The sequence below is a fragment of the Gammaproteobacteria bacterium genome (assembly GCA_015709615.1).
In the GTDB taxonomy this organism is placed as follows: domain Bacteria; phylum Pseudomonadota; class Gammaproteobacteria; order Burkholderiales; family Nitrosomonadaceae; genus Nitrosomonas.
The window spans coordinates 3121285-3142031 of the sequence record CP054179.1 but is presented as its reverse complement, the minus strand read 5'-3'; the positions used below and the strand labels follow the sequence as shown (position 1 = coordinate 3142031).

The window sequence follows — 20747 nt, the reverse complement described above, 5'->3', positions numbered from 1 at the left end:
TTGAAAAAGGATTGGCGGATACCCGTGCATTGTCACTGCGCCCGTTTATCGTTCAGTCGATGCAACAACTCAGCACCGAGCCGGACAACCATAATGCCCTGCATGATCTTGTGCGAAATGTTAACTCATTACCCGAGGCAGGTTTTTCGGCAGCTGTCGTTCACGATAAACAAGGCAAGACGCTGTCGCAAGTAGGTCAGTTTTCCAACAGTAAAAAGGTGCTGCGGTTAAACAAAGACACGCTCTTGATATGGGACGAAGAACTTATTCTTCACACCTCCAATGATGTGCTCGATCAAGATAAACACCGCATTGGCAGTATCACAACACAAGTCAAATTGCCGCAAGTGACGCGCCGGTTCAGAGGAATACGATCCATTGGTGAAACGGGTGAGTTCATCTTATGCGCAAAACCGGAAAAGGGAAAACATGAAATGGCTTGCTTGATCAGCCAGATTGATGGTGTCAAATTCAAGCATCTGGCTCCTGATGAAAACATACTGTCAAAGAACTATACGCTTGACAAGAAAAGTAGCGTAGCCGCTACTTTCGATTATCGTCAAGTACCAGTCATTGAAACCTATGCTTCTTTGCACTCCATCGGCCTTACCATGATTCTCAAGCTGGATGAAGAGGAATTATTCAAACCGGTTAATGAAAAGCTGAAAGATATCATTGTTTATCTGGCGGCCTTGATTAGCGCTGAAATATTGTTATTAAACTGGTTCGTGCGCAAGCTCATCCAATCAGAAAAAGAAGCCCGGCAAGCTAAAGAAACAGCCGAACAATACTCAATAGAATTGAGCCGCAAAGAAAGTGAATTACGAGAACGTTTAAAAGAAATCATATGTCTCTATGAAATTCGCCGCAGCCTCGGTCTCGAGTTATCGGTGGAGGCAGCCTGCCAAAATGTTATTAAGTTTTTAATACCCGCAATGCAGCATCCGGAATATACCTCGATCACAATCAAACTCGATGGAAAACACATTTCTTCCGTACCCCAGACAAGGGATTTCACACATAAATTGACATCGGAAATCTGTATTAATGGTAAGGCTTGCGGCCAGTTAAGCGTTTATTACCCTAAGGACAAGCCCTTTTTAATAATGGAAGAACAAAGGTTGATCAATGCCATCACGAGTGATCTGGCGTTATGGCTGGAGCGCAAACAAGTGGATGAACTATTGCATGCCCGCTTGAAAGAGATTACCTGTCTGTATGAAATACGCCGCAGTATGGGAGTGGAGCTCTCGTTGGAAGATGTCTGCTTTAGTATATTTAAATACTTAATACCCGCCTTGCAATATCCGGAAATTGCTACCGCGGTCATCGACATCAACGACAAACATTTCACTTCCAGAAATGAAAACCAGAATCATCTTAATCAACCCCATGTCCATGTTGTTAGCAGCAAAACAGATACGAACTTATTATCCGGCTCTGAACTTAACCGGGAAATTTATCAAAGTAAATCGGTTTTGCGATCACGAATCTTTATCAATGGAATAGAATGCGGCCATTTAAGTATTTTTTACGCGGAAGACAAACCCTTTCGTTTACCGGAAGAACAAAAGCTTGTCAGTGCGATTGCCAATGATCTGGAAAGTTGGCTTGAACTTAGGCATTTGGAGCAAGCGTTGGTATCGGTGGCTGAGGAACAAGCGCATACGATCGGGCAAGAATTGCACGATAATGTCGGACAGCAAATAGCGGCTATCGGGTATCAAGCCAGAGTATTGGAAAAGAAAATTTCTAATTCAGTGAGCGGAGATAACAATTTAGCGATGCTGGCTTCCTCCATTGCTTCTCAAACGCAGACAGCCGTGATCCATATCAAGCAACTTGCGCAAGGATTGCTTCCGTTTGAACTGGAAGCCAATGGTTTGATCAAAGCATTGCAAACCTTAGCCACGCGAATTTCAACAACGTATAATATTGATTGTGACTTTTCGGGAAATAATATTAATATTATCAACGATAACACTACTGCGCTCAATTTGTACCGGATCACCCAGGAAGCAGCGAATAATGCAATCCGGCACGGTAAAGCGAAACATCTGGCCATTTCCTTAACGTCCGATGAAAAAACGCTGTGTTTATCCATCTGCGATGATGGTTGCGGTTTCACGGGAATTGACACCGATCATCCGTCAACACCGGGAATGGGTATTAAAATTATGCAGTACCGCGCGAAGGAATTGGGCGCAAAGTTGGAAATTCTCGCTCGCAAAGAAGGCGGTACGGAAGTTCGTTTAAAAACACAAATCACTAAAAATGTCGACAAAGAAAGCAAAAGTAATGCTCGTTGATGATCATGCCATGTTGCGGCATGGTCTTGCCATGCTCATCAATATGGAACCGGATATGGAAGTATTTGCCGAGGCTGGTGACGGCACCGAGGCTCTGGAAATCATCAAGAAAAATAATCCCATTGATATTATTTTATTAGATGTGACGCTGAAAACGGTATCAGGACTTGAAGTAATCAAAAGTATCCATGCTTTGGTCCCGGATTTACCTGTACTTTTCATTTCCATGCATGATGAATCGGTTTATGCCGAACGGGCTCTTCGCGCCGGAGCGCTAGGCTATGTCATGAAGCACGAACCGGGCGAAGTTTTGCTTGAAGCTATCCGCGAGGTTCTAAAAGGTAATGTTTATCTAAGCAAGCAAATGCACAAAAAGTTGCTAAAGCGAATGGTTATGAAAAGCTCCGAGCCCGAGCATTTAATCAATACGCTTACATCCAGTGAACTAGAGGTTTTACACTTGATCGGGCAAGGGCATAATAGCCACGAAATTTCCCAGATGCTTTGCCGCAGCATCAAAACAATCGACACGCACCGCTTCAATATCCGGTCAAAATTAAACCTGAAAGATGGTGCCGATCTTATCCGCTATGCCACACGCTGGATCTCCCAGCAGCAATAGAATCACACACGAGCGATCTTCACCTCCCTATCTGTCCTGCATTAAATGTAAGGGATGCAAATTACCTGGTTCTTTTTGAACTGGCGTCAACATCGTCCCCGCTCCAGTCTTAGACTGACCCTATCGCATTTGAATTCTTTTGTGCGGTGCTTGCTCGTCACCGCTTTTCTTCTTTGGCCGGATTGGTTCCATAATCATATTGGGTTAGTTCGCTATAAACTTTTCGGCCGCATAACCGATAAATGTTGAAAGTTCAAGATCAAGAACTTGATCCAATTCAACTAAATTCAATATCTACAATAATACTTTGACACGATAATTCCTATGCCAAAATTACGCCTCAAAATTATCAAACAAACAGCACAAAAATACCCAACGCAAACACACAATTTCTTAAAAGATATCCGTAAGTTTGCGCAAGAAAAAATCAATCAAATACTCGATAATGATGTATTGCCTTTGATTATCGCACCATTCATTTTTATCATCTTTGCTGGTCTGGAATGGTGGCGCTGGTATCTGGAAATACCGACGCCCATCCCGCTTCTTTTAACTGTCACCGCCCTGGGTTTAGGCGCATATTGTGCTTATAAGTTGTTCGGGCATAAAAAAAGGGAAGATTTGCAGAAAGACTTGCAGACGACTCTCAATCGACGCCCGGAATTACATTGATAGCGTCAAAAACCGAATAAATGCAACGGGTGTTCGCGCCTCATATCAGCAAACTGATAGTATTACGCTGTTCCTTCCTAGAAGAAGATTACGGAATGCCCGCTAAAGTGTATTACAACAGTGCCTGTCCCGTTTGCAATGCAGGAATAAAAGATCAACGCCAGCGCATGGCGCAGTGCGGGATTGACGATGTCGAATGGGTGGATGTGCACAACAGCCCGGGAGCAGCATCGGAAACCGGCCATTCACTGAAACAGGTGCGTGAGCGGTTACATATCAAAGACGACAATGGCGAATTGTATATTGGCATCGATGCATTTATTCATCTTTGGCAAAAAACCCCGCAGCAACGCTGGCTGGCAAAGTTGCTGCAACTACCGGTTATCGGATTACTCGCGCATCATGCCTATAACGGCTTTGCGCGGCTGCTTTATCGCTGGAACCGGATATTAAAACACTGGTAATTTCCTCGCCCGCCATTTGCGCCGGAAATTCTTCCGCGCTACACCAATTTCCAATTCAAAGGCGCGCCCGCATAGAGCGGTATCAATGGCTCTCCGGCAAAATCAAACTGTTCCGGAACAAGCCAGCTTTCTTTCTTCAGCGTGATTGAGCTTGTATTGCGCGGTAATCGATAAAAATTCGCACCATGAAAACTGGCAAACGCTTCCAGTTTATCCAGCGCTCCCGCTTGTTCAAAAGCCGTTGCGTATAGCTCGATAGCGGCATGCGCGGTAAAAATGCCCGCACAACCGCAGGCATTTTCCTTACTTGTCTGTCCATGCGGTGCACTATCGGTACCGAGAAAAAATTTCGGATTACCGCTGGTAGCCGCCGTCAGCAACGCTTGCCGGTGCATTTCGCGCTTCAATACCGGCAGACAGTAATGATGCGGACGGATGCCACCCTGAAAGATCGCATTACGATTCAGCAATAAGTGATGCGCCGTGATTGTCGCTGCAATATTGCCGGATGCTGCTGTTACAAACTGCACCGCATCGCGTGTGGTGACATGTTCAAATACGATGCGCAAACCCGGGAAACGCCGGGTTAACGGTGTCAGTATGCGGTCAATAAAGATTTTTTCGCGGTCGAATACATCCACCTCGATATCCGTCACCTCGCCGTGCACCAGTAACGGCAGGTCATTCTGTTCCATCGCCGCCAGCGTGGCATGACATTTGGCGATATCGGTAACACCGGCGTCGGAATTCGTCGTCGCTCCGGCCGGATATAATTTTACGCCATGTATCGCGCCGCTTTCCTTGGCCCGCACTATTTCCGCCGGTGCTGTATTGTCCGTCAAATACAAGGTCATCAACGGTTCAAAAGCGGATTTCAGTGCCGTAGGCAAAGCAGTCAGAATCTGGGCACGGTATGCCAGCGCCATTTCGACTGTAGTAATCGGTGGCCGCAAGTTGGGCATAATGATGGCACGCGCGAATTGTTTTGCCGTATGCGGCAGCACAGCGCGTAATGGTTCGCCGTCACGCAAATGCAAATGCCAGTCGTCCGGGCGGGTAATGGTAATGCTGGTCAAGATGATTTCCCGATAGTGATGGTGACCGCTATTATAGCGCAGGCCTTGATGCTAGCCGGAACTGCCCGCCGCCTTTAAATCCAGCGCTAATTGGTAGAGCGCTTTCTTGTTTTCGCCGCTGATCTCCACAGTCAGCTTAACCGCCTGCTTGAGCGGCAATTCAACCAGTAAACAAGTTAGCATATGCCGTGCCTGGTCGCTGATTTCCGATTTCTCCGGAACCTCCGCTCCGGATAGCAGCAATACAAATTCCCCTTTTTGCTGGTTGGCATCCGCTTGCAGCCAATCCAATACCTGTCGTAGCGTTCCGCTATGAATCGTCTCGAATAATTTGGTTAATTCCCGGGCAATAGTCAGCTCGCGATCCGATCCGAAGATCTCCAGCATATCTTCAACACATTCTAGAATACGGTGCGGCGCTTCATAAAAAATCAACGTATAGGGGTACGATTGCAGGGCTGCCAGCTCGCGCTTGCGCAATCCGCTTTTGGCCGGCAGGAAACCGTAAAACAAGAAGTGAGGATTCACGATGCCGGCGGCGGACATCGCGCAGACCGCCGCATTCGGGCCGGGAACCGGAATCACCCGGTGATTCCGCGCACGCACCTGCCGGACCAGAATCGCGCCGGGATCGGAAATACCCGGCGTACCCGCATCGGTCACTAAGGCAACGCTTTTTCCGGCATCCAGCATGGCCAGTATTTTTTCCGAAACCGCCGCTTCGTTGTGCTGATGAAGGCTGATCCATTTTGCTGTTGTAATGGCGTGCACTGACAGTAAATGTTGGGAATCCTGCACATGTTCGGCGGCAATCAGGTCAACTTTTCCCAGTACATCCAAAGCCCTCAGGCTGATATCGCTTAAATTTCCTATTGGGGTAGCAACCACATATAATGCATTTTTTTCCAGCATCGTCTTCACTATGGCACGTTTCGTTACAATTCTCGCGGCATTTCTGCTGGCACTATACGGCAACCCGCCGGTAATGGCCATCGATACGGAAGAGTCCTCGCAGCCGGAAATTGTGTCCGGGCCGGTGATCGTTTCCCATATCGCGCTATTGCTTCCGCTTGAATCCACTGCATTCGCCGAAGCCGCGAATGTTGTCAAGGAAGGATTTGAAACCGCCGCGCAACGCGGACAATCGCTGCCGCTGACGATCCGTCTCTATGCCACCGGCGACGATCCGCTCGATATCCTCATGAGTTACCACAATGCCGTGGCTTCCGGCGCGGTATTTGTCCTCGGGCCGCTGACGCGCGATGGCGTAGCGGCGATTGCCTCCGGTCATTCGCTCGCGGTACCGACGTTGACATTGAACACCACTGACAGCCACCAGTCCATGCCGGCCAAACTGTATCTGTTCGGTTTGCAAACCGATACCGAAGCCGGTCATATCGCGAAATGGGCGCTCGCAAGCGGAAGAAACCATGCCGTTATCATCGGGGATGACAGCGCCCTGTCAAAGCGCTTGCAGAATGCCTTCAAACAACGCTGGCAAGGCGAATATGGAAAAACCGCCGAATCACTCCGTTACACGGAGAATCCGCTGGTGTTGCAACAACTGCGCGAGCTGACAGCCGGAGCAGACCGGCTGGCCTTTTTGGCCCTGGATGCAGCCAAAGCCCGCGTCCTGCGTAACTATCTCGATCCGGAAGCACCGGTGTATGCCACTTCGCAGATTTTCACCGGTAACGACAATCTCCTGCTCAACAGCGATTTGAACGGCATCCAGTTTCTCGATATGCCATGGCTGCTGCAACCCGATCACCCCGCCGTCATGGCTTATCGCCATGCCAGCAAAACCCGGAATACCGAAATGGAACGTCTGTACGCGCTGGGCATCGATGCTTTCCGCTTGATGACCGACCTTCTGCACCAGCGGCCTGCCAAAGATATCGCGTTTGACGGTGTGACCGGCAATATCCGTTTCACACCGCCCAATCTCTTTACCCGCGAACCCATTGCGGCGCAATTTGATAACGGTAAAGTGCAGTTGATCGCAATACCTTCGAATCTGCCGGAAACACCCCAGAATCCGCCCGAAAATGAAGGGCAGTGACGCCGAACAGATCGCGCTATCGTACCTGCAACAGCAAAACCTGGTACTGATCGCGCAAAACTACCATTGCCGCTTCGGCGAAATCGATTTGATCATGCGCGACGGCGCAACTCTGGTTTTTGTCGAAGTCCGCATGCGTGGAAGCGAAGCATTCGGCGGCGCCGCCACCAGCATCACTCCGGCGAAACAAGCCAAACTGCTACGTACCGCGCGGCATTATCTATCCCAGCTTAATAGCGAACCAGCTTGCCGGTTCGATGCACTGCTGCTATCGGGTACCGATGGGCGGAAAATTGAATGGATTCAGAATGCGTTTGGGGAATGATTGCATATTTTGAATGCGTTTCTATCACAAATAAATACTCCGTCCGCCATCCACCGCAATGATCTGCCCGGTGATATACGGCGCATCGGCAACTAGAAACTGTACGGTTCTGGCGATGTCGTCGGGTTCGCCGCAGCGTTTGAGTAAAGTGCTGGCGATAATTTGCTGGCGGGCGGCTGCGTCGGCCCATTCGCCGTCTTCCGGCCACAGGATCGGTCCCGGAGAAACACCATTGACGCGCACTTCGGGTGCCATTTCCACCGCTAGCGATTTGGTCAGCGCCAGCAAACCGCCCTTGGCGGCGTTGTAGATCACATAATTTTTCAGTGGCCGTTCGGTATGGATATCGACGATATTGACGATACAACCGCGTTGCTCCTTCAGATACGGCGCTGCCGCCTGGGCTAGAAACAAAGGTGCTTGGAGATTGCTGCCGACAAGGTCATGCCAATCCGCCAGCGTGCATTGCTGCAGCAGGGTCGGGAAGAAACTCGACGCGTTGTTGATCAGCACATCCAGCCGCCCGAAACGGCCGGCTGCTTTTTCCACCAGATCCGGCAACAGTTCCATATCCAGCAAATCGGCTTGCACCAAAGCTGCCGAATCGGCGCGTTTCCGGTTCAACTCGTCGTGCAACGCTTTGGCTTCATCGAATGACGAGCGGTAATGCACGACCAAGCGCGCGCCCTGTGCATGCAAACGGCGGCAGATGGCCGCCCCCACCCGTTTTGCGGCACCGGTAACCAGAATCACTTTGCCTTGCACGCGCGTCTCCTTCAAAGAACTGCTACACTATGGCCCATTTTACAAACGAACCTTACAATCCACTCTAAATTTATTCCATATATCATTGATCAATAACATGTTACCTCCCAATAAAATTGCTTTAACCCATAGTCGGTCGGTACAGGCAATGATCCGGGAAAAAATTGTTGCAGCCAATCGCTGGATTTCTTTTGCAGATTATATGAATCTTGCATTGTACGCACCTGGAATGGGTTATTACAGCAGCGGCGCCACCAAACTGGGGCATGCCGGGGACTTTGTCACGGCGCCGGAAATCTCCCCGCTGTTCGGCCGCACGCTGGCACAGCAACTCATACAAATTATGCAGCCTATGGCAACGGCGGACATTCTGGAATTCGGTGCCGGATCGGGCAAGCTGGCGCGGGATATTTTACTTGAGCTGGAAAAATCCGATGCACTGCCAAGAAAATACTACATTCTCGAAGTCAGCCCCGACTTGCGCCAGCGGCAACAAACGCTATTGGCTGACGAAGCGCCTCGTCTTTTAGCGCGAATCGAGTGGCTGGAACGGTTACCCGAACCATTCACCGGCATTATGCTTGCCAACGAAGTGCTGGATGCGATGCCGGTGCATATCGTCCGATGGCATGGTGATGCCGTGCTGGAGCGCGGCGTGACTTGGCAAGACAATCAATTCGCGTGGCAGGATCGCCCTATTGCGAATGCGGAACTGCGAGCAGCCACCAACGAGCTAAGCGCCATAATCAATCCGGACAATCAGCCGGTCGATTATGTCAGCGAAATCAATCTCGCGGCGGTTCGTTTCATGCACAGCCTGGCCAGCACGTTGCAGCAAGGCGTCGTATTACTCATTGATTATGGTTTCGGCCGCAGCGAATATTACCACCCACAACGCAGCCAAGGCACGCTAATGTGCCACTACCGCCATCATGCGCATGACGATCCGTTTCACCTTCCCGGTTTGCAAGATATCACCAGCCATGTCGATTTCAGTGCACTGACGCAAGCCGCGGAAAATGCCGGATTGCAGCTTCTGGGTTACACCACGCAAGCCTATTTTCTGTTGAATTGCGGCATTACCGGAATGCTTGCGCAAACATCCGCGGAAGATGTTCATCACTACTTACCGCAATCGAACCAATTGCAAAAACTGGTTAGCCCGGCAGAAATGGGTGAACTGTTCAAAGTGATTGCTTTTGGGAAAAATTTTTCTGAGCCACTGCACGGCTTTAGCGCCGGCGACATGAGCCGCTTATTGTAAAAACTATAATCTCAGTAAAGAAGACAGAAAACCTGCCGCTTAGCCAAGAGGGTAAATTTTCCTTCAGTTTATGCATTCATCGTTCTACTGCCGGTCGCTTCTCGTCATATCAAGTTCAATCAGAAGCTAAGAATCAAGCGATCGCAGATCATGCTAACCAAAATTTTGAGGCCGAATCAATGTTGATCATTAATAAACTGGAATTCAGCCAGAACTTCCGCAGCATTCTGCAACAAGCCGGGCAAATCCCCCCGTTACCCGAAACCGCGCGCGGACTATTCAGGTTGCGCAACAATCCGGAAACCAATCTGGAGCAGCTGACGGGAGTCATTGAAAAGGATCCCGCTCTGGCTGCATTCATTATGAAATACGCACGCATGTCAATCTTCGGCTACGGCAGCCGGATCACCGCGGCGCATCTCGCCATATCGCTGGTATTGGGCTTTAATACCACACTCAATTTAGCCCTAGGTGTCATTTCTTCCAGCTGCCTCAAATTGCCGAATCACGGCGCATTAGGCCGCATCCGCATTTGGAATCAAGCATTGGAATGCGCCGCGCTCTGCCGCGAACTTTGTCACGTTATGACAGAAAAACAGCTCGTGAACTGCGAGCTAATCTATCTCAGCGGATTATTTCACAACTTTGGCTATTTCCTATTCGGACACCTTTACCCGAAAGAATTTTCCTATCTCAACGATTTAGTCACCCGCTACCCGGAACAGGATGCCCGCGCACTGCAACTACAGGTTTTCGGTATTACGCACGACACCATCGGCATGTATCTGATTAAAGCCTGGGATTTGCCGGAAGAAATCGCCGTTGCCGTCGCCGAGCAGAATTTTCCCGATTACTCCGGTAAACATGCGCCCTATGTCAAGCTGCTCGCTATCGCCAATCGTATGTTACAGGATCAAACACAAGCTGACGGTTGCCCTTATATCGATACACTTACACTGATGGATTGCCTGGGAATCGATCAACATGCGGCCAAGGCGGCGCAAGAAAAAATCCGCGGCTGTCAAAGCGAATTTCATATGCTGGCACAGGACCTTGCGGCATAAAATCTTCCCCATAACTTACATTGCTTTGAGCAAAACAAGTACCGATCTCAAGTGACAACTTGAGCCCTGCGTGTTGTCTTGAGTTAGAATAAGCGCCTATGCCTAACATTCATAATCCAGAACACATTATCCGCCCGGAAATTCTTGCATTATCGGCTTATCATGTACCGCCCGCAGCGGGCATGATCAAGCTTGATGCCATGGAAAATCCCTACCCTTTGCCGCCGGTATTGCGTGACGAAATTGCGCAATTAGCGCTGCATGCGCCGGTAAACCGCTATCCCGATGCCAGCGCGGCTACCCTTAAGGCAACCTTGCGGCAAGCACTGGGCATTAACAATAATCTTGACATTCTGCTGGGCAACGGGTCGGACGAAATCATTCAGATCATTGCGATGGCCATCGCCAAACCCGGTGCAGTGCTACTGAGCGTTGAACCTGCGTTTGTCATGTTCCGCATGATCGCCACATTCGCCAACATCCAGTATGCCGGGGTACCGCTAAAAAACGATTTCTCGCTGGATCTGGATGCCATGCTGGCGGCGATTGCCAAATATCAACCGGCCGTGATCTTCCTGGCTTATCCGAATAACCCGACCGGCAATTTATTTGATCGCGCGGCAATTCTAAGCATCATCCAAGCCACTCCGGGTATTATCGTCATCGATGAAGCTTATCAGGCTTTCGCAGAAGACAGCTTTATCGATATGCTCGGTCATTATCCGAACCTGTTATTGATGCGGACGCTATCCAAATCAGGCTTAGCCGGTTTACGGCTGGGACTTTTAATCGGCCGCTCCGAATGGCTGAAGCAATTGGAAAAGGTGCGTTTACCCTATAATATTGGCATAATGACACAATTGATTGCGGAAAAGGTATTGCATCACACCGCGGTATTATCGGAGCAAGCGCAAGCGATTAAATCAGAACGTGCAAAAATGAGTGCATTTCTTGGTACAATGCGCGGCATTACGGTATACCCTTCCAATGCCAATTTTATTTTGTTTCGTGTTAACGCAGCCAGTCAAATCTTTCAAGCACTCAAACAGCACAACATATTGATCAAGAACCTGGACGGCACTCACCCGTTACTAGAAAATTGCTTACGTGTAACCGTGGGTACCCCCGATGAAAATTCACAATTTTGCACAACATTACGCACCATTCTGAGTGAAACAGTTTAGAATCCCTCAATTTTCTTGCTTTCATCAAAGATTCATAATTTATGCGCCGGGCACAAGTCATACGAAATACGCTGGAAACCCAGATCAGTGTTCATCTGAATTTGGACGGAACCGGTAAATCCGCGCTCGAAACCGGTGTGCCGTTTCTCGATCACATGCTCGACCAAATCGCGCGTCACGGCATGATCGATCTTGAAATTGCCGCGAAAGGCGACTTACATATCGATGCCCATCATACCGTTGAAGACATCGGCATCACACTCGGTCAGGCGCTTGCCAAAGCTGCGGGCGATAAAAAGGGGTTGCGCCGCTACGGCCACGCCTACGTGCCGCTGGACGAAGCACTGTCACGTGTCGTCGTCGACTTGTCCGGACGCCCCGGTCTGGTTTTCAATGTTGATTTCACCCGGGCGCGCATCGGTGACTTCGATGCCGATCTGTTTCATGAATTCTTCCAAGGCTTGGTCAATCACGCCTTGATAACCCTGCATATCGACAATATATCCGGAAGAAATGCACATCACCAAGCGGAAACGGTCTTTAAAGCATTCGGGCGTGCTTTGCGCATGGCGATAGAGTATGATCCCGCGGCTTCCGGCATCATTCCATCCACCAAAGGTACTTTATAAGTCACTTTGTCTCTAAACATCACGATATGACTGATATCGCAATTGTTGACTATGGCATGGGAAACCTACGTTCCGTCCATAAAGCGCTTGAACATGTAGCCCCTACTGTCACGACAACGGTCACCAGCGATCCCGATGTCGTACGGAAAGCTGCACGCGTCGTAGTCCCCGGCCAAGGCGCTATGCGCAATTGTATCGATGAACTGGAAACTCGCGGATTGCGTGAAGCCGTTGTAGAAGCGGCCACTCATAAGCCTTTTCTCGGTATCTGCCTCGGTCTGCAAATGCTGTTTGAAGAAAGCGAGGAAGGCAATGTCAAAGGCTTAAACATTCTGCCCGGAAAAGTCGTGCGCTTCCCGGCTTCAGCCATGATCAATGCGAACGGACAAAAACTGAAAGTGCCGCACATGGGCTGGAATCAAGTGTATCAAGCCATCAAACACCCGCTGTGGGAAGGCATTGCAACCGATACGCGCTTTTATTTCGTGCACAGTTATTATGTCGATACACCGGACAAGGAATCAATTGCAGCGCAAAGCCATTATCCTTTCCCATTTACTTGCGCCGTTGCAAAAGATAACATTTTCGCGGTACAGTTCCATCCGGAAAAAAGTCAATTGGCGGGATTAACTCTGTTGAGTAATTTTGCCAAATGGAAACCGCGTTTCTAAAATCAATTAGTAGTAAACTGATCCTGTTAATCAACTCTCCATTCTGATTACGTTATGCTGATTATTCCCGCAATCGATCTTAAAGATGGACATTGTGTCCGGCTCAAACAAGGGGTTATGGAAGACGCCACGGTATTTTCCGAAAAACCCGGTGAGATGGCGGCGCATTGGTTAAAGCAAGGTGCGCGCAGGCTTCATTTGGTTGACTTGAACGGCGCTTTCGCCGGAAAACCGAGGAATGAAGCGGCGATTCGTGAAATCGTCGAAGCTCTGGATGACCAGATTCCGATTCAACTGGGCGGTGGTATCCGCGATCTCGATACGATCGAACGCTATCTCGACGATGGGATCACGTACGTTATTATCGGTACTGCCGCGATCAAAATACCCGGGTTTCTGCAGGATGCCTGCAATGCTTTTCCGGGTCAGATCATGGTCGGACTGGATGCCAAGGAAGGCAAGGTTGCGGTCGACGGCTGGTCCAAAATTACCGGACACGATGTCATCGATCTGGCGAAGAAATTCGAAGGTTACGGCGTGGAAGCGATTATCTACACGGATATCGGCCGCGACGGCATGCTCAACGGCGTCAACATCAAGGCGACTGTCGAATTGGCGCGGGAACTCACCATCCCGGTGATTGCCAGCGGTGGCATCACCAATATCGATGACATTCACAAACTGTGCGAAATTGAATCGGAAGGCATTATGGGCGCGATTACCGGGCGTGCTATTTATGAAGGCTCACTGGATTTCAAAGAAGCACAAATTCTGGCCGACAAAATCAGTAAGGATAATGGCCTCTCTTGATAGTGACCCCGAAATTCGCCATTATTCTATTCCTATTAATCCCACTTTTTATATTCCAAACAGCTTTAAAATCCGATGAGCCTCGCTAAACGTATCATTCCATGCCTGGACGTCACCAACGGGCGCGTGGTCAAAGGTGTCAATTTCGTTGAACTGCGCGATGCAGGCGATCCGGTGGAAATTTCGCGCCGCTACGACGAGCAAGGCGCGGACGAGCTCACTTTTCTCGACATCACGGCCAGTTCGGATAACCGTGATCTGATTCTGCACATCATCGAAGACGTCGCAGCGCAAGTATTCATTCCGCTGACCGTCGGCGGCGGCGTGCGCCAGGTGGCGGATGTCCGCCGGTTACTCAATGCCGGTGCCGATAAAGTCAGCATCAATACCTCCGCTGTTCTGAATCCGCAATTGGTAGCGGACGCATCCGATCATTATGGCTCACAGTGCATCGTCGTGGCGATCGACGCCAAACAAGTCCATTCGCCCGATAGCAGAACACCGCGTTGGGAAGTTTTTACCCACGGCGGCCGCAAAGCGACCGGTATCGATGCCATCGAATGGGCAATCAAAATGCAAACGCTCGGCGCCGGTGAAATTTTACTCACCAGCATGGACCGTGACGGCACCCGCAACGGTTTTGATATTGCTTTAACACGCGCGGTATCGGACGCCATCGATATCCCGGTGATCGCCAGCGGCGGCGTCGGCAATCTGGATCATCTGGTCGACGGCATTTTGCAAGGACATGCAGACGCGGTATTAGCCGCCAGTATCTTTCACTACGGCGAATTTACCGTGCAGCAAGCCAAACAGTATATGGCGCGGCATGGCATCGAAGTGCGGTTATAATGCTAAAATTACAGGTGAAATCGATAATTGAACGGAAGTAACACGCAACTTATGCCTCCCGATACTTGGCTTAGTAAAATCAACTGGTCAGAAGATGGATTGATACCGGTGATCGCCCAGGAAGCGGGAAGCGGGAAAATCCTCATGGTGGCTTGGATGAATCGCGATGCCCTCAAATTGACCGTGGAAAAAGGTGAAGCCGTATACTGGTCGCGCTCGCGCAAAAAACTGTGGCATAAAGGTGAAGAATCCGGTCACACACAAAAAGTGCAGGAAATTTACCTGGATTGTGATGAAGACGTACTGCTGCTTATGGTCGAGCAAACCGGTGGAATTGCCTGTCACACCGGGCGGCACAGCTGTTTTTTCCAGAAATTGGAAGGCAATGAGTGGATTGTTGCTACACCTGTGATCAAAAATCCGGAAGAAATCTATATCAAATGACGGACACAACAATTCTTCGCCGCCTCGCGGAAACCATCGAAGCGCGCAAATCGGCGGATGCGAACAGTTCGTACGTTGCCAAGCTGCTGCATGGCGGACAAGATAAAATACTCAAAAAAATCGCGGAAGAATCCGCCGAAACATTGATGGCATCGAAAGACGGCGACACGCGCCAAGTCATTTATGAAACCGCCGATTTATGGTTTCATTGTCTGGTATTGCTTGCCTACCACGGATTGACGCCGGAGGATGTGCTGCAGGAACTGGAAAGACGCGAAGGTGTTTCCGGCATAGCAGAAAAAGCTTCTCGAAAAACGGACTAGCGCATGGACAACTGTATATTCTGTAGAATCGTACGCGGGGAAATTCCCTCCAATAAAGTCTACGAAGATGAAGACATTCTCGCTTTTCATGATGTCAACCCAGCCGCGCCGGTACATTTTTTGCTGATCCCCAAGTTGCATGTCGATTCGCTGGCCGATGTGCAGGAGAATCACCGCGATTTGTTGGGGAAGATGCTGCTCTTAGCGCCGAAACTGGCCAAAGAACAAGGCTGTGAGAATGGTTTCCGCACCGTCATCAACACCGGGCAGGCGGGCGGCCAGGAAGTATTTCATTTGCATTTCCATATCATCGGTGGCCGGGAACACCTACCCGGAATAATTCACCGCGGCTAGACCGGTGCTGTTTCACCTAACAGGAGAAAGTCATGGGCACATTTAGCATCTGGCATTGGATTATCGTGCTGATCATTGTTGTTTTAGTATTCGGCACAAAAAAATTGCGCAATCTCGGCAGCGACTTGGGCGGTGCGTTGAAAGGATTCAAGGAAGGCATGAAAGAATCGGAAGGCAGTTCGACTTCATCATCGCACTCCAACCAAAACAATGAACCGGTCATCGAAGTCACCGCAAGCAAAGAAACCGGCGCGAACACTTTCAAAGAAGGCAGCGCTACGCCCAGCGGCATCAACCGCCCGGTAACAGACGCTGAAATTAAGGAAAAAACACATACCCGGACTTAGTTCATCCGTTTTCTGCGGAGAAACTCAGTCATGCGTAAATCAATGATGTCATCAACCCGAACTCAACCAGTGCAACCGTATGTTTGATATTAGTTTTATGGAGTTGCTGGTGATTTCGATCGTGGCTTTGATCGTCATCGGTCCCGAACGGCTGCCTGCCGTGGCACGCACAGTCGGTCATCTGTACGGGCGCTGCCGCAACTTCGTCTATGCCATCAGAACCGACATCCATAACGAAATGCGCATGGAAGAATTGAAAAAAATGCAATCCTCCGTGCAGGAAACCGCACAATCGATTGAAGATTCGGTGCAGCAGGGTGTCGATCATTTAAAAACGGTGGTGACCGATAACAAAAGTGAAGAAACCTCGCCCGCAGACTTAGCGCCACAGTCCACAAACCAAGCACGACCAATCCCGGGCAGCACTGATGCCGCGCAAAGCAACCATGATCAGGATAAAAAGTAGCCGCTTAGTGTCGACAGTACGGACTACCCGGTATTTATCGGTGCCGATTGATCTTCATCCGCGTTATCGCGATCACGATCATCATGCTTGAAGGCTCGTTCCTATCCCATTTGGTGGAACTGCGAGTCCGCATGATCCGTATCCTGAGCGTGCTGCTGATCGGATTCCTGCCATGCGCTTTTTATGCGCGTGAGTTGTACACCTTGCTGGCGCAGCCGCTGTTGGAGAAACTGCCACAAGGCGGACAAATGATCGCCACCGATGTGGCAACGCCGTTTTTCGTACCGATGCAGGTTGCGATGATGATGGCTTTTGTCCTCACCTTGCCGCATACGCTGTATCAAATCTGGGCTTTCGTCGCCCCCGGACTTTATTCTCACGAAAAGCGCCTGGCGCTGCCGCTGGTCATCGGCAGCAGCTTTTTGTTCTTTTGCGGCATGGCGTTCGCTTACTTCGCCGCGCTGCCGGTAGTATTCGAATTCATCACCTATTTCGCGCCGGAAGGCGTGGCCGTAATGACCGACATCAGCAAGTACCTGAGCTTTGTTTTATCGATGTTCATCGCATTCGGCGTGACTTTCGAGGTACCGGTATTCGTCATCGTGCTGGTCAGAACCGGTGTCATCACCGTTGAAAAACTCAAGGAAGTTCGTCCCTATGTCATTGTCGGCGCATTCGTCATCGCCGCCATTTTCACACCACCCGACATAGTTTCGCAGTTCATGCTGGCGGTGCCTCTATGCCTGCTTTATGAACTCGGCATCTTCATCGCCATATTCATGCAAAAAAAACAGCTATCGGAAGAAAAAGCTCCGGTGGATGCCTCAAAACAAAAAAATACTCCGGCCAAAACCGATTGATCCGGCTATCCGGCCCGGTCTTCATGAAGAACCGGTAGCCGTGAAAAAAACAAAAATCGCTATAATGCAACCAACACACCCCCTCTCGATCTAAAAAATTTGTTATAGCCATTGTCTGCAAGGAGATTTGCGATGTTCAATAGCCGCTCTGCCACTGATACAGCAATCCGGATGACAGTGTTTACCGTTATTTTCTGTATCAATACGACCACCATCGCTTTCGCCCAATCCTCCGGAGCGGACTCAAACCAACGGCAGCCGCCGCAATCGCAGCGTCTGACGGCACAACCGCCACTGGAGAATCCGCCTGACGTCAACCGATCGCCGCGAATCATTCACCGCACCGGCACGGCCATTGCACCGCCGCGCAACAGTGTCAACATCAAAAGCACGGACGCAGGCATCATACACCGGCAACCGCCGGCATCCGGATGCAGCAACTGCGGAGTTATCGATTTCGTCAACAAAATCGGGCAAGGCCCCGGCCTCAATGCCATCGCCGGCGGCGTAATCGCCGGGACTGTCGCGCGGGAAGTCATGCGCCAGAATCCGTATCCGCATGGCACCGGCAATCCCGGCGCCATTCCGGGCCCTCATGCGGGAGGAGCCGCTCAACCGCACAATCAGTACCAGGTCGGCATCACCATGAGCGATGGCAGCCAGGCTATCATCGCACTTCCGGATGCAGCTCAATTTCATCAAGGCGATCGCATCAAATGGGTGGATGGCGTACTGATGATTGACCGGCAGTAACGGCTGGAACCACTTCACTACCTGGAAAAATAACCGTGAATTCGCAACCGCTCAAACACCTCGAACTACCGATTGAAGGCATGACATGCGCAGCCTGTGCGGCGCGTATCGAAAAAAATCTAAACAAGCTGCCGGGCGTGGAGGCAGCCGTTAATTTCGCCAATGAAAAAGCACAGGTGAACTACGACGAAAACCAAGTCAATACCGATGCATTGGTTAAAGCCATCGAAAAAGCCGGTTTTCACGTCACACCACGCGCGGTGCAACTGCAGCTGCACAAAATGACCTGTGCCGCCTGCGCCGGTCATATCGAAAAGGCGCTTAACCAATTGCCCGGTGTCGCGGCCACTGTCAATGTGGCCACCGAAACGGCACGAGTCAATTTCATGCCGGGTGCAGTCACCGTTGACCGCTTGATTCAAGCGGTCATTGACGCCGGTTACGACGCCACCGAAATCAGCGAATCCGGTCATGCCGAGGAAAAAGTGCGGCGACTCGCCGCGTACCAAGCGGAATTGCGATTATTCTGGATTTCAGCGCTGCTCACCTTGCCGTTGGTGCTACAAATGGGCGCTATGTTCACCGGTCACGACATGGACATGCTGCCGCGCTGGCTGCAATGGCTTTTGGCCACACCGGTGCAGTTCTGGATCGGCCGCCGCTTTTATACCGGCGCGTGGCATTCGTTGCGCAGCGGAGGCGCGAACATGGACGTGCTGGTTGCACTGGGCACCAGCATGGCCTATTGCTTCAGCGCCGTGGTCACCGCCCTCGAGCTGGATCAGCATGTTTACTTCGAAGCCAGCGCAGCCATTATCACGCTGGTGCTGCTCGGCAAATTGATGGAAGCACGCGCCAAAGGAAAAACTTCCGAGGCCATCGAGGCCTTGATCAAACTACAACCCAAAATGGCTCGCATCGAGCGTGACGGTGAAACTCTCGAAGTTCCAGCCAGCAGCTTGCAAGTCAACGATGTTTTCATCGTGCGCCCCGGCGAGAATCTCCCGGTCGATGGCGTCGTTATCGAAGGAGCTTCAAGTGTCAACGAATCCATGCTGACTGGCGAAAGTCTGCCGGTCGGCAAACAGGTAGGCGCTAAAGTTTTTGCCGCCACACAAAATGTAAACGGCCTGCTCAAATGCCGCGCCACCAGCGTGGGTACGCATACGCAGCTCGCTGCCATCATTCGGTTGGTCGAAGAAGCGCAAGGTTCGAAAGCACCCATCCAGCGCCTGGCCGATACGATTTCGGGTATTTTCGTCCCGGTTGTCGTGGTCATCAGTCTATTGACTCTGGGTGTTACCTGGTGGCTCACGCACATGTTTGTTGCCGCGCTCATCAACGCCGTCGCCGTGCTGGTGATCGCTTGTCCTTGCGCATTGGGGCTGGCCACACCGACCGCGATTATGGTCGGCACCGGACGCGGTGCGCAGATTGGCGTACTGGTGAAGAACGCAGCGGCGCTGGAACACGCGGAGAAAATCCAAACCCTGATTGTCGACAAAACCGGTACTTTGACCGAAGGCAAACCCGAAGTCACGGATATCATCCCGGCCCATTCAATCAGCGCGCAGGAATTGTTGCAGACCGCAGCGTCACTGGAGCAAGGATCCGAACATCCGCTGGCGCGCGCGGTGCTGGATAGCGCGCAAAAGCAGCAGCTTTCGCTGCGCGCAATTACCGATTTTTCCGCTATCGCCGGTAGCGGCATTACGGCACGGATCAATGGTGTTCAATACCTGCTGGGTTCCCCTAAATTTCTTGCGCAACAAGGCGTCGTGCTGGAAGAAAAGCCGGTTGCCGCTTTGCAAAACGAAGGAAAAACCGTCGTAGCTGTTGCATCCGGCGCTGAAAATACGCCCCGATTACTTGGCTATCTGGCGATTGCCGACCGGCTGCGCGCCACTTCGATTAAAGCGGTCAAGCAACTGCAAGCGATGGGTATCGACGTGGTCATGCTGACCGGTGACAATACCATGACGGCCGCAGCTATCGCCCAACAAACCGGTATTTCGCACTATCGCGCCGAGGTCCTGCCGCAAGACAAAGCGGCAGAAGTTACCAAGATGAAAAACAGCGGCAAATTCACCGCAATGGTTGGTGACGGCATCAACGACGCACCGGCTTTGGCTGCCGCGGATGTCAGTTTCGCCATCGGCGCCGGGTCGGATGTCGCCATTGAAACTGCCGACATTACCTTGATACGTAATGACCTGATGAGCGTTGCCGACGCCATTTCCTTGTCGCGCGCCACGCTGAGGAAAATCCGCCAGAATCTGTTCTTTGCTTTCGTTTACAATACCCTGGGTATTCCATTGGCAGCTGCCGGCATGCTCAATCCGGTCATTGCCGGTGCCGCCATGGCCATGAGTTCGGTATCCGTTGTCAGCAACTCACTATTATTAAAACGCTGGCAAGCCAATCATTAGAT

The 20747-nt window shown here is 50.7% G+C and carries 24 protein-coding genes; 21 read left to right on the top strand and 3 right to left on the bottom strand.

Features of this window, described 5'->3' with window-relative positions; genetic code table 11:
* The first annotated feature begins 434 nt into the window (after positions 1-434).
* From HRU77_15045 to HRU77_15030, 4 genes are all read left to right on the top strand, one after another.
* Positions 435-2309: a histidine kinase gene (locus tag HRU77_15045; GenBank protein ID QOJ21883.1), complete on the top strand. Its 1875-nt coding sequence runs from the start codon at positions 435-437 to the stop codon at positions 2307-2309.
* Positions 2275-2931, top strand: coding sequence for a response regulator transcription factor (locus HRU77_15040; protein QOJ21882.1), 657 nt, complete (start codon positions 2275-2277; stop codon positions 2929-2931). The genes HRU77_15045 and HRU77_15040 overlap by 35 nt, the downstream gene beginning before the upstream one ends.
* Positions 2932-3255: 324 nt before the next feature.
* A complete protein-coding gene (locus HRU77_15035; GenBank protein QOJ21881.1) occupies positions 3256-3603 on the top strand; it encodes a hypothetical protein in 348 nt (115 codons plus the stop codon).
* A 95-nt stretch (positions 3604-3698) separates the two neighbouring features.
* Positions 3699-4067 carry a DUF393 domain-containing protein gene (locus HRU77_15030; protein ID QOJ21880.1) on the top strand — a complete coding sequence of 123 codons (369 nt, stop codon included), beginning with the start codon at positions 3699-3701 and terminating at the stop codon, positions 4065-4067.
* 38 nt (positions 4068-4105) lie between these two features.
* On the opposite strand, the gene pyrC is transcribed toward HRU77_15030, so the two are convergent.
* Entirely contained in the window at positions 4106-5146 is a 1041-nt protein-coding gene (gene pyrC, locus HRU77_15025; protein ID QOJ22206.1) for a dihydroorotase, read from the bottom strand.
* Between the two features lie 48 nt (positions 5147-5194).
* Entirely contained in the window at positions 5195-6055 is an 861-nt protein-coding gene (gene rsmI, locus HRU77_15020; protein QOJ21879.1) for a 16S rRNA (cytidine(1402)-2'-O)-methyltransferase, read from the bottom strand.
* Positions 6056-6065: 10 nt separating this feature from the next.
* On the opposite strand from rsmI, the gene HRU77_15015 reads away from it, so the two are divergent.
* Together HRU77_15015 and HRU77_15010 are read left to right on the top strand one after the other, a co-directional pair.
* Positions 6066-7205: a penicillin-binding protein activator gene (locus HRU77_15015; protein QOJ21878.1), complete on the top strand. Its 1140-nt coding sequence runs from the start codon at positions 6066-6068 to the stop codon at positions 7203-7205.
* Positions 7192-7530 carry a YraN family protein gene (locus HRU77_15010; GenBank protein QOJ21877.1) on the top strand — a complete coding sequence of 113 codons (339 nt, stop codon included), beginning with the start codon at positions 7192-7194 and terminating at the stop codon, positions 7528-7530. Before HRU77_15015 ends, HRU77_15010 begins: the two co-directional genes overlap by 14 nt.
* 24 nt (positions 7531-7554) lie before the next feature.
* On the opposite strand, the gene HRU77_15005 is transcribed toward HRU77_15010, so the two are convergent.
* Entirely contained in the window at positions 7555-8295 is a 741-nt protein-coding gene (locus HRU77_15005) for a pteridine reductase (GenBank protein QOJ21876.1), read from the bottom strand.
* Between the two features lie 97 nt (positions 8296-8392).
* On the opposite strand from HRU77_15005, the gene HRU77_15000 reads away from it, so the two are divergent.
* From HRU77_15000 to cadA, 15 genes are all read left to right on the top strand, one after another.
* Positions 8393-9559, top strand: a complete 1167-nt coding sequence (locus HRU77_15000) for a class I SAM-dependent methyltransferase (GenBank protein ID QOJ21875.1) — start codon at positions 8393-8395, stop codon at positions 9557-9559.
* 179 nt (positions 9560-9738) lie between these two features.
* Complete coding sequence (locus HRU77_14995; protein ID QOJ21874.1) at positions 9739-10623, top strand: HDOD domain-containing protein; 885 nt, start codon at positions 9739-9741, stop codon at positions 10621-10623.
* A 98-nt stretch (positions 10624-10721) separates the two neighbouring features.
* Positions 10722-11807, top strand: a complete 1086-nt coding sequence (locus HRU77_14990) for a histidinol-phosphate transaminase (protein ID QOJ21873.1) — start codon at positions 10722-10724, stop codon at positions 11805-11807.
* A gap of 41 nt (positions 11808-11848) precedes the next feature.
* A complete protein-coding gene (gene hisB, locus HRU77_14985) occupies positions 11849-12436 on the top strand; it encodes an imidazoleglycerol-phosphate dehydratase HisB (protein QOJ21872.1) in 588 nt (195 codons plus the stop codon).
* A gap of 26 nt (positions 12437-12462) precedes the next feature.
* Positions 12463-13107, top strand: a complete 645-nt coding sequence (gene hisH, locus HRU77_14980; GenBank protein QOJ21871.1) for an imidazole glycerol phosphate synthase subunit HisH — start codon at positions 12463-12465, stop codon at positions 13105-13107.
* 54 nt (positions 13108-13161) lie between these two features.
* Positions 13162-13917 (top strand): 1-(5-phosphoribosyl)-5-[(5-phosphoribosylamino)methylideneamino]imidazole-4-carboxamide isomerase, encoded by a 756-nt coding sequence (hisA, locus tag HRU77_14975; GenBank protein ID QOJ21870.1) that lies wholly within the window; start codon positions 13162-13164, stop codon positions 13915-13917.
* A 75-nt stretch (positions 13918-13992) separates the two neighbouring features.
* Positions 13993-14769: an imidazole glycerol phosphate synthase subunit HisF gene (hisF, locus tag HRU77_14970; protein QOJ21869.1), complete on the top strand. Its 777-nt coding sequence runs from the start codon at positions 13993-13995 to the stop codon at positions 14767-14769.
* 51 nt (positions 14770-14820) lie between these two features.
* A complete protein-coding gene (hisI, locus tag HRU77_14965; GenBank protein QOJ21868.1) occupies positions 14821-15213 on the top strand; it encodes a phosphoribosyl-AMP cyclohydrolase in 393 nt (130 codons plus the stop codon).
* Complete coding sequence (locus tag HRU77_14960; GenBank protein ID QOJ21867.1) at positions 15210-15536, top strand: phosphoribosyl-ATP diphosphatase; 327 nt, start codon at positions 15210-15212, stop codon at positions 15534-15536. The genes hisI and HRU77_14960 overlap by 4 nt, the downstream gene beginning before the upstream one ends.
* A 3-nt stretch (positions 15537-15539) precedes the next feature.
* The gene (locus tag HRU77_14955; GenBank protein QOJ21866.1) at positions 15540-15890 is read left to right on the top strand and encodes a histidine triad nucleotide-binding protein; all 351 of its coding nucleotides are present in this window, start codon (positions 15540-15542) and stop codon (positions 15888-15890) included.
* Positions 15891-15922: 32 nt separating this feature from the next.
* Positions 15923-16237 carry a Sec-independent protein translocase subunit TatA gene (gene tatA, locus HRU77_14950; protein ID QOJ21865.1) on the top strand — a complete coding sequence of 105 codons (315 nt, stop codon included), beginning with the start codon at positions 15923-15925 and terminating at the stop codon, positions 16235-16237.
* A gap of 79 nt (positions 16238-16316) precedes the next feature.
* The gene (gene tatB / locus HRU77_14945) at positions 16317-16703 is read left to right on the top strand and encodes a twin-arginine translocase subunit TatB (GenBank protein QOJ21864.1); all 387 of its coding nucleotides are present in this window, start codon (positions 16317-16319) and stop codon (positions 16701-16703) included.
* An 83-nt stretch (positions 16704-16786) separates the two neighbouring features.
* Positions 16787-17563: a twin-arginine translocase subunit TatC gene (tatC, locus tag HRU77_14940; GenBank protein QOJ21863.1), complete on the top strand. Its 777-nt coding sequence runs from the start codon at positions 16787-16789 to the stop codon at positions 17561-17563.
* Between the two features lie 132 nt (positions 17564-17695).
* The gene (locus HRU77_14935; GenBank protein QOJ21862.1) at positions 17696-18316 is read left to right on the top strand and encodes a hypothetical protein; all 621 of its coding nucleotides are present in this window, start codon (positions 17696-17698) and stop codon (positions 18314-18316) included.
* 35 nt (positions 18317-18351) lie between these two features.
* Positions 18352-20745 (top strand): cadmium-translocating P-type ATPase, encoded by a 2394-nt coding sequence (gene cadA, locus HRU77_14930; GenBank protein ID QOJ21861.1) that lies wholly within the window; start codon positions 18352-18354, stop codon positions 20743-20745.
* Positions 20746-20747: the final 2 nt, after the last annotated feature.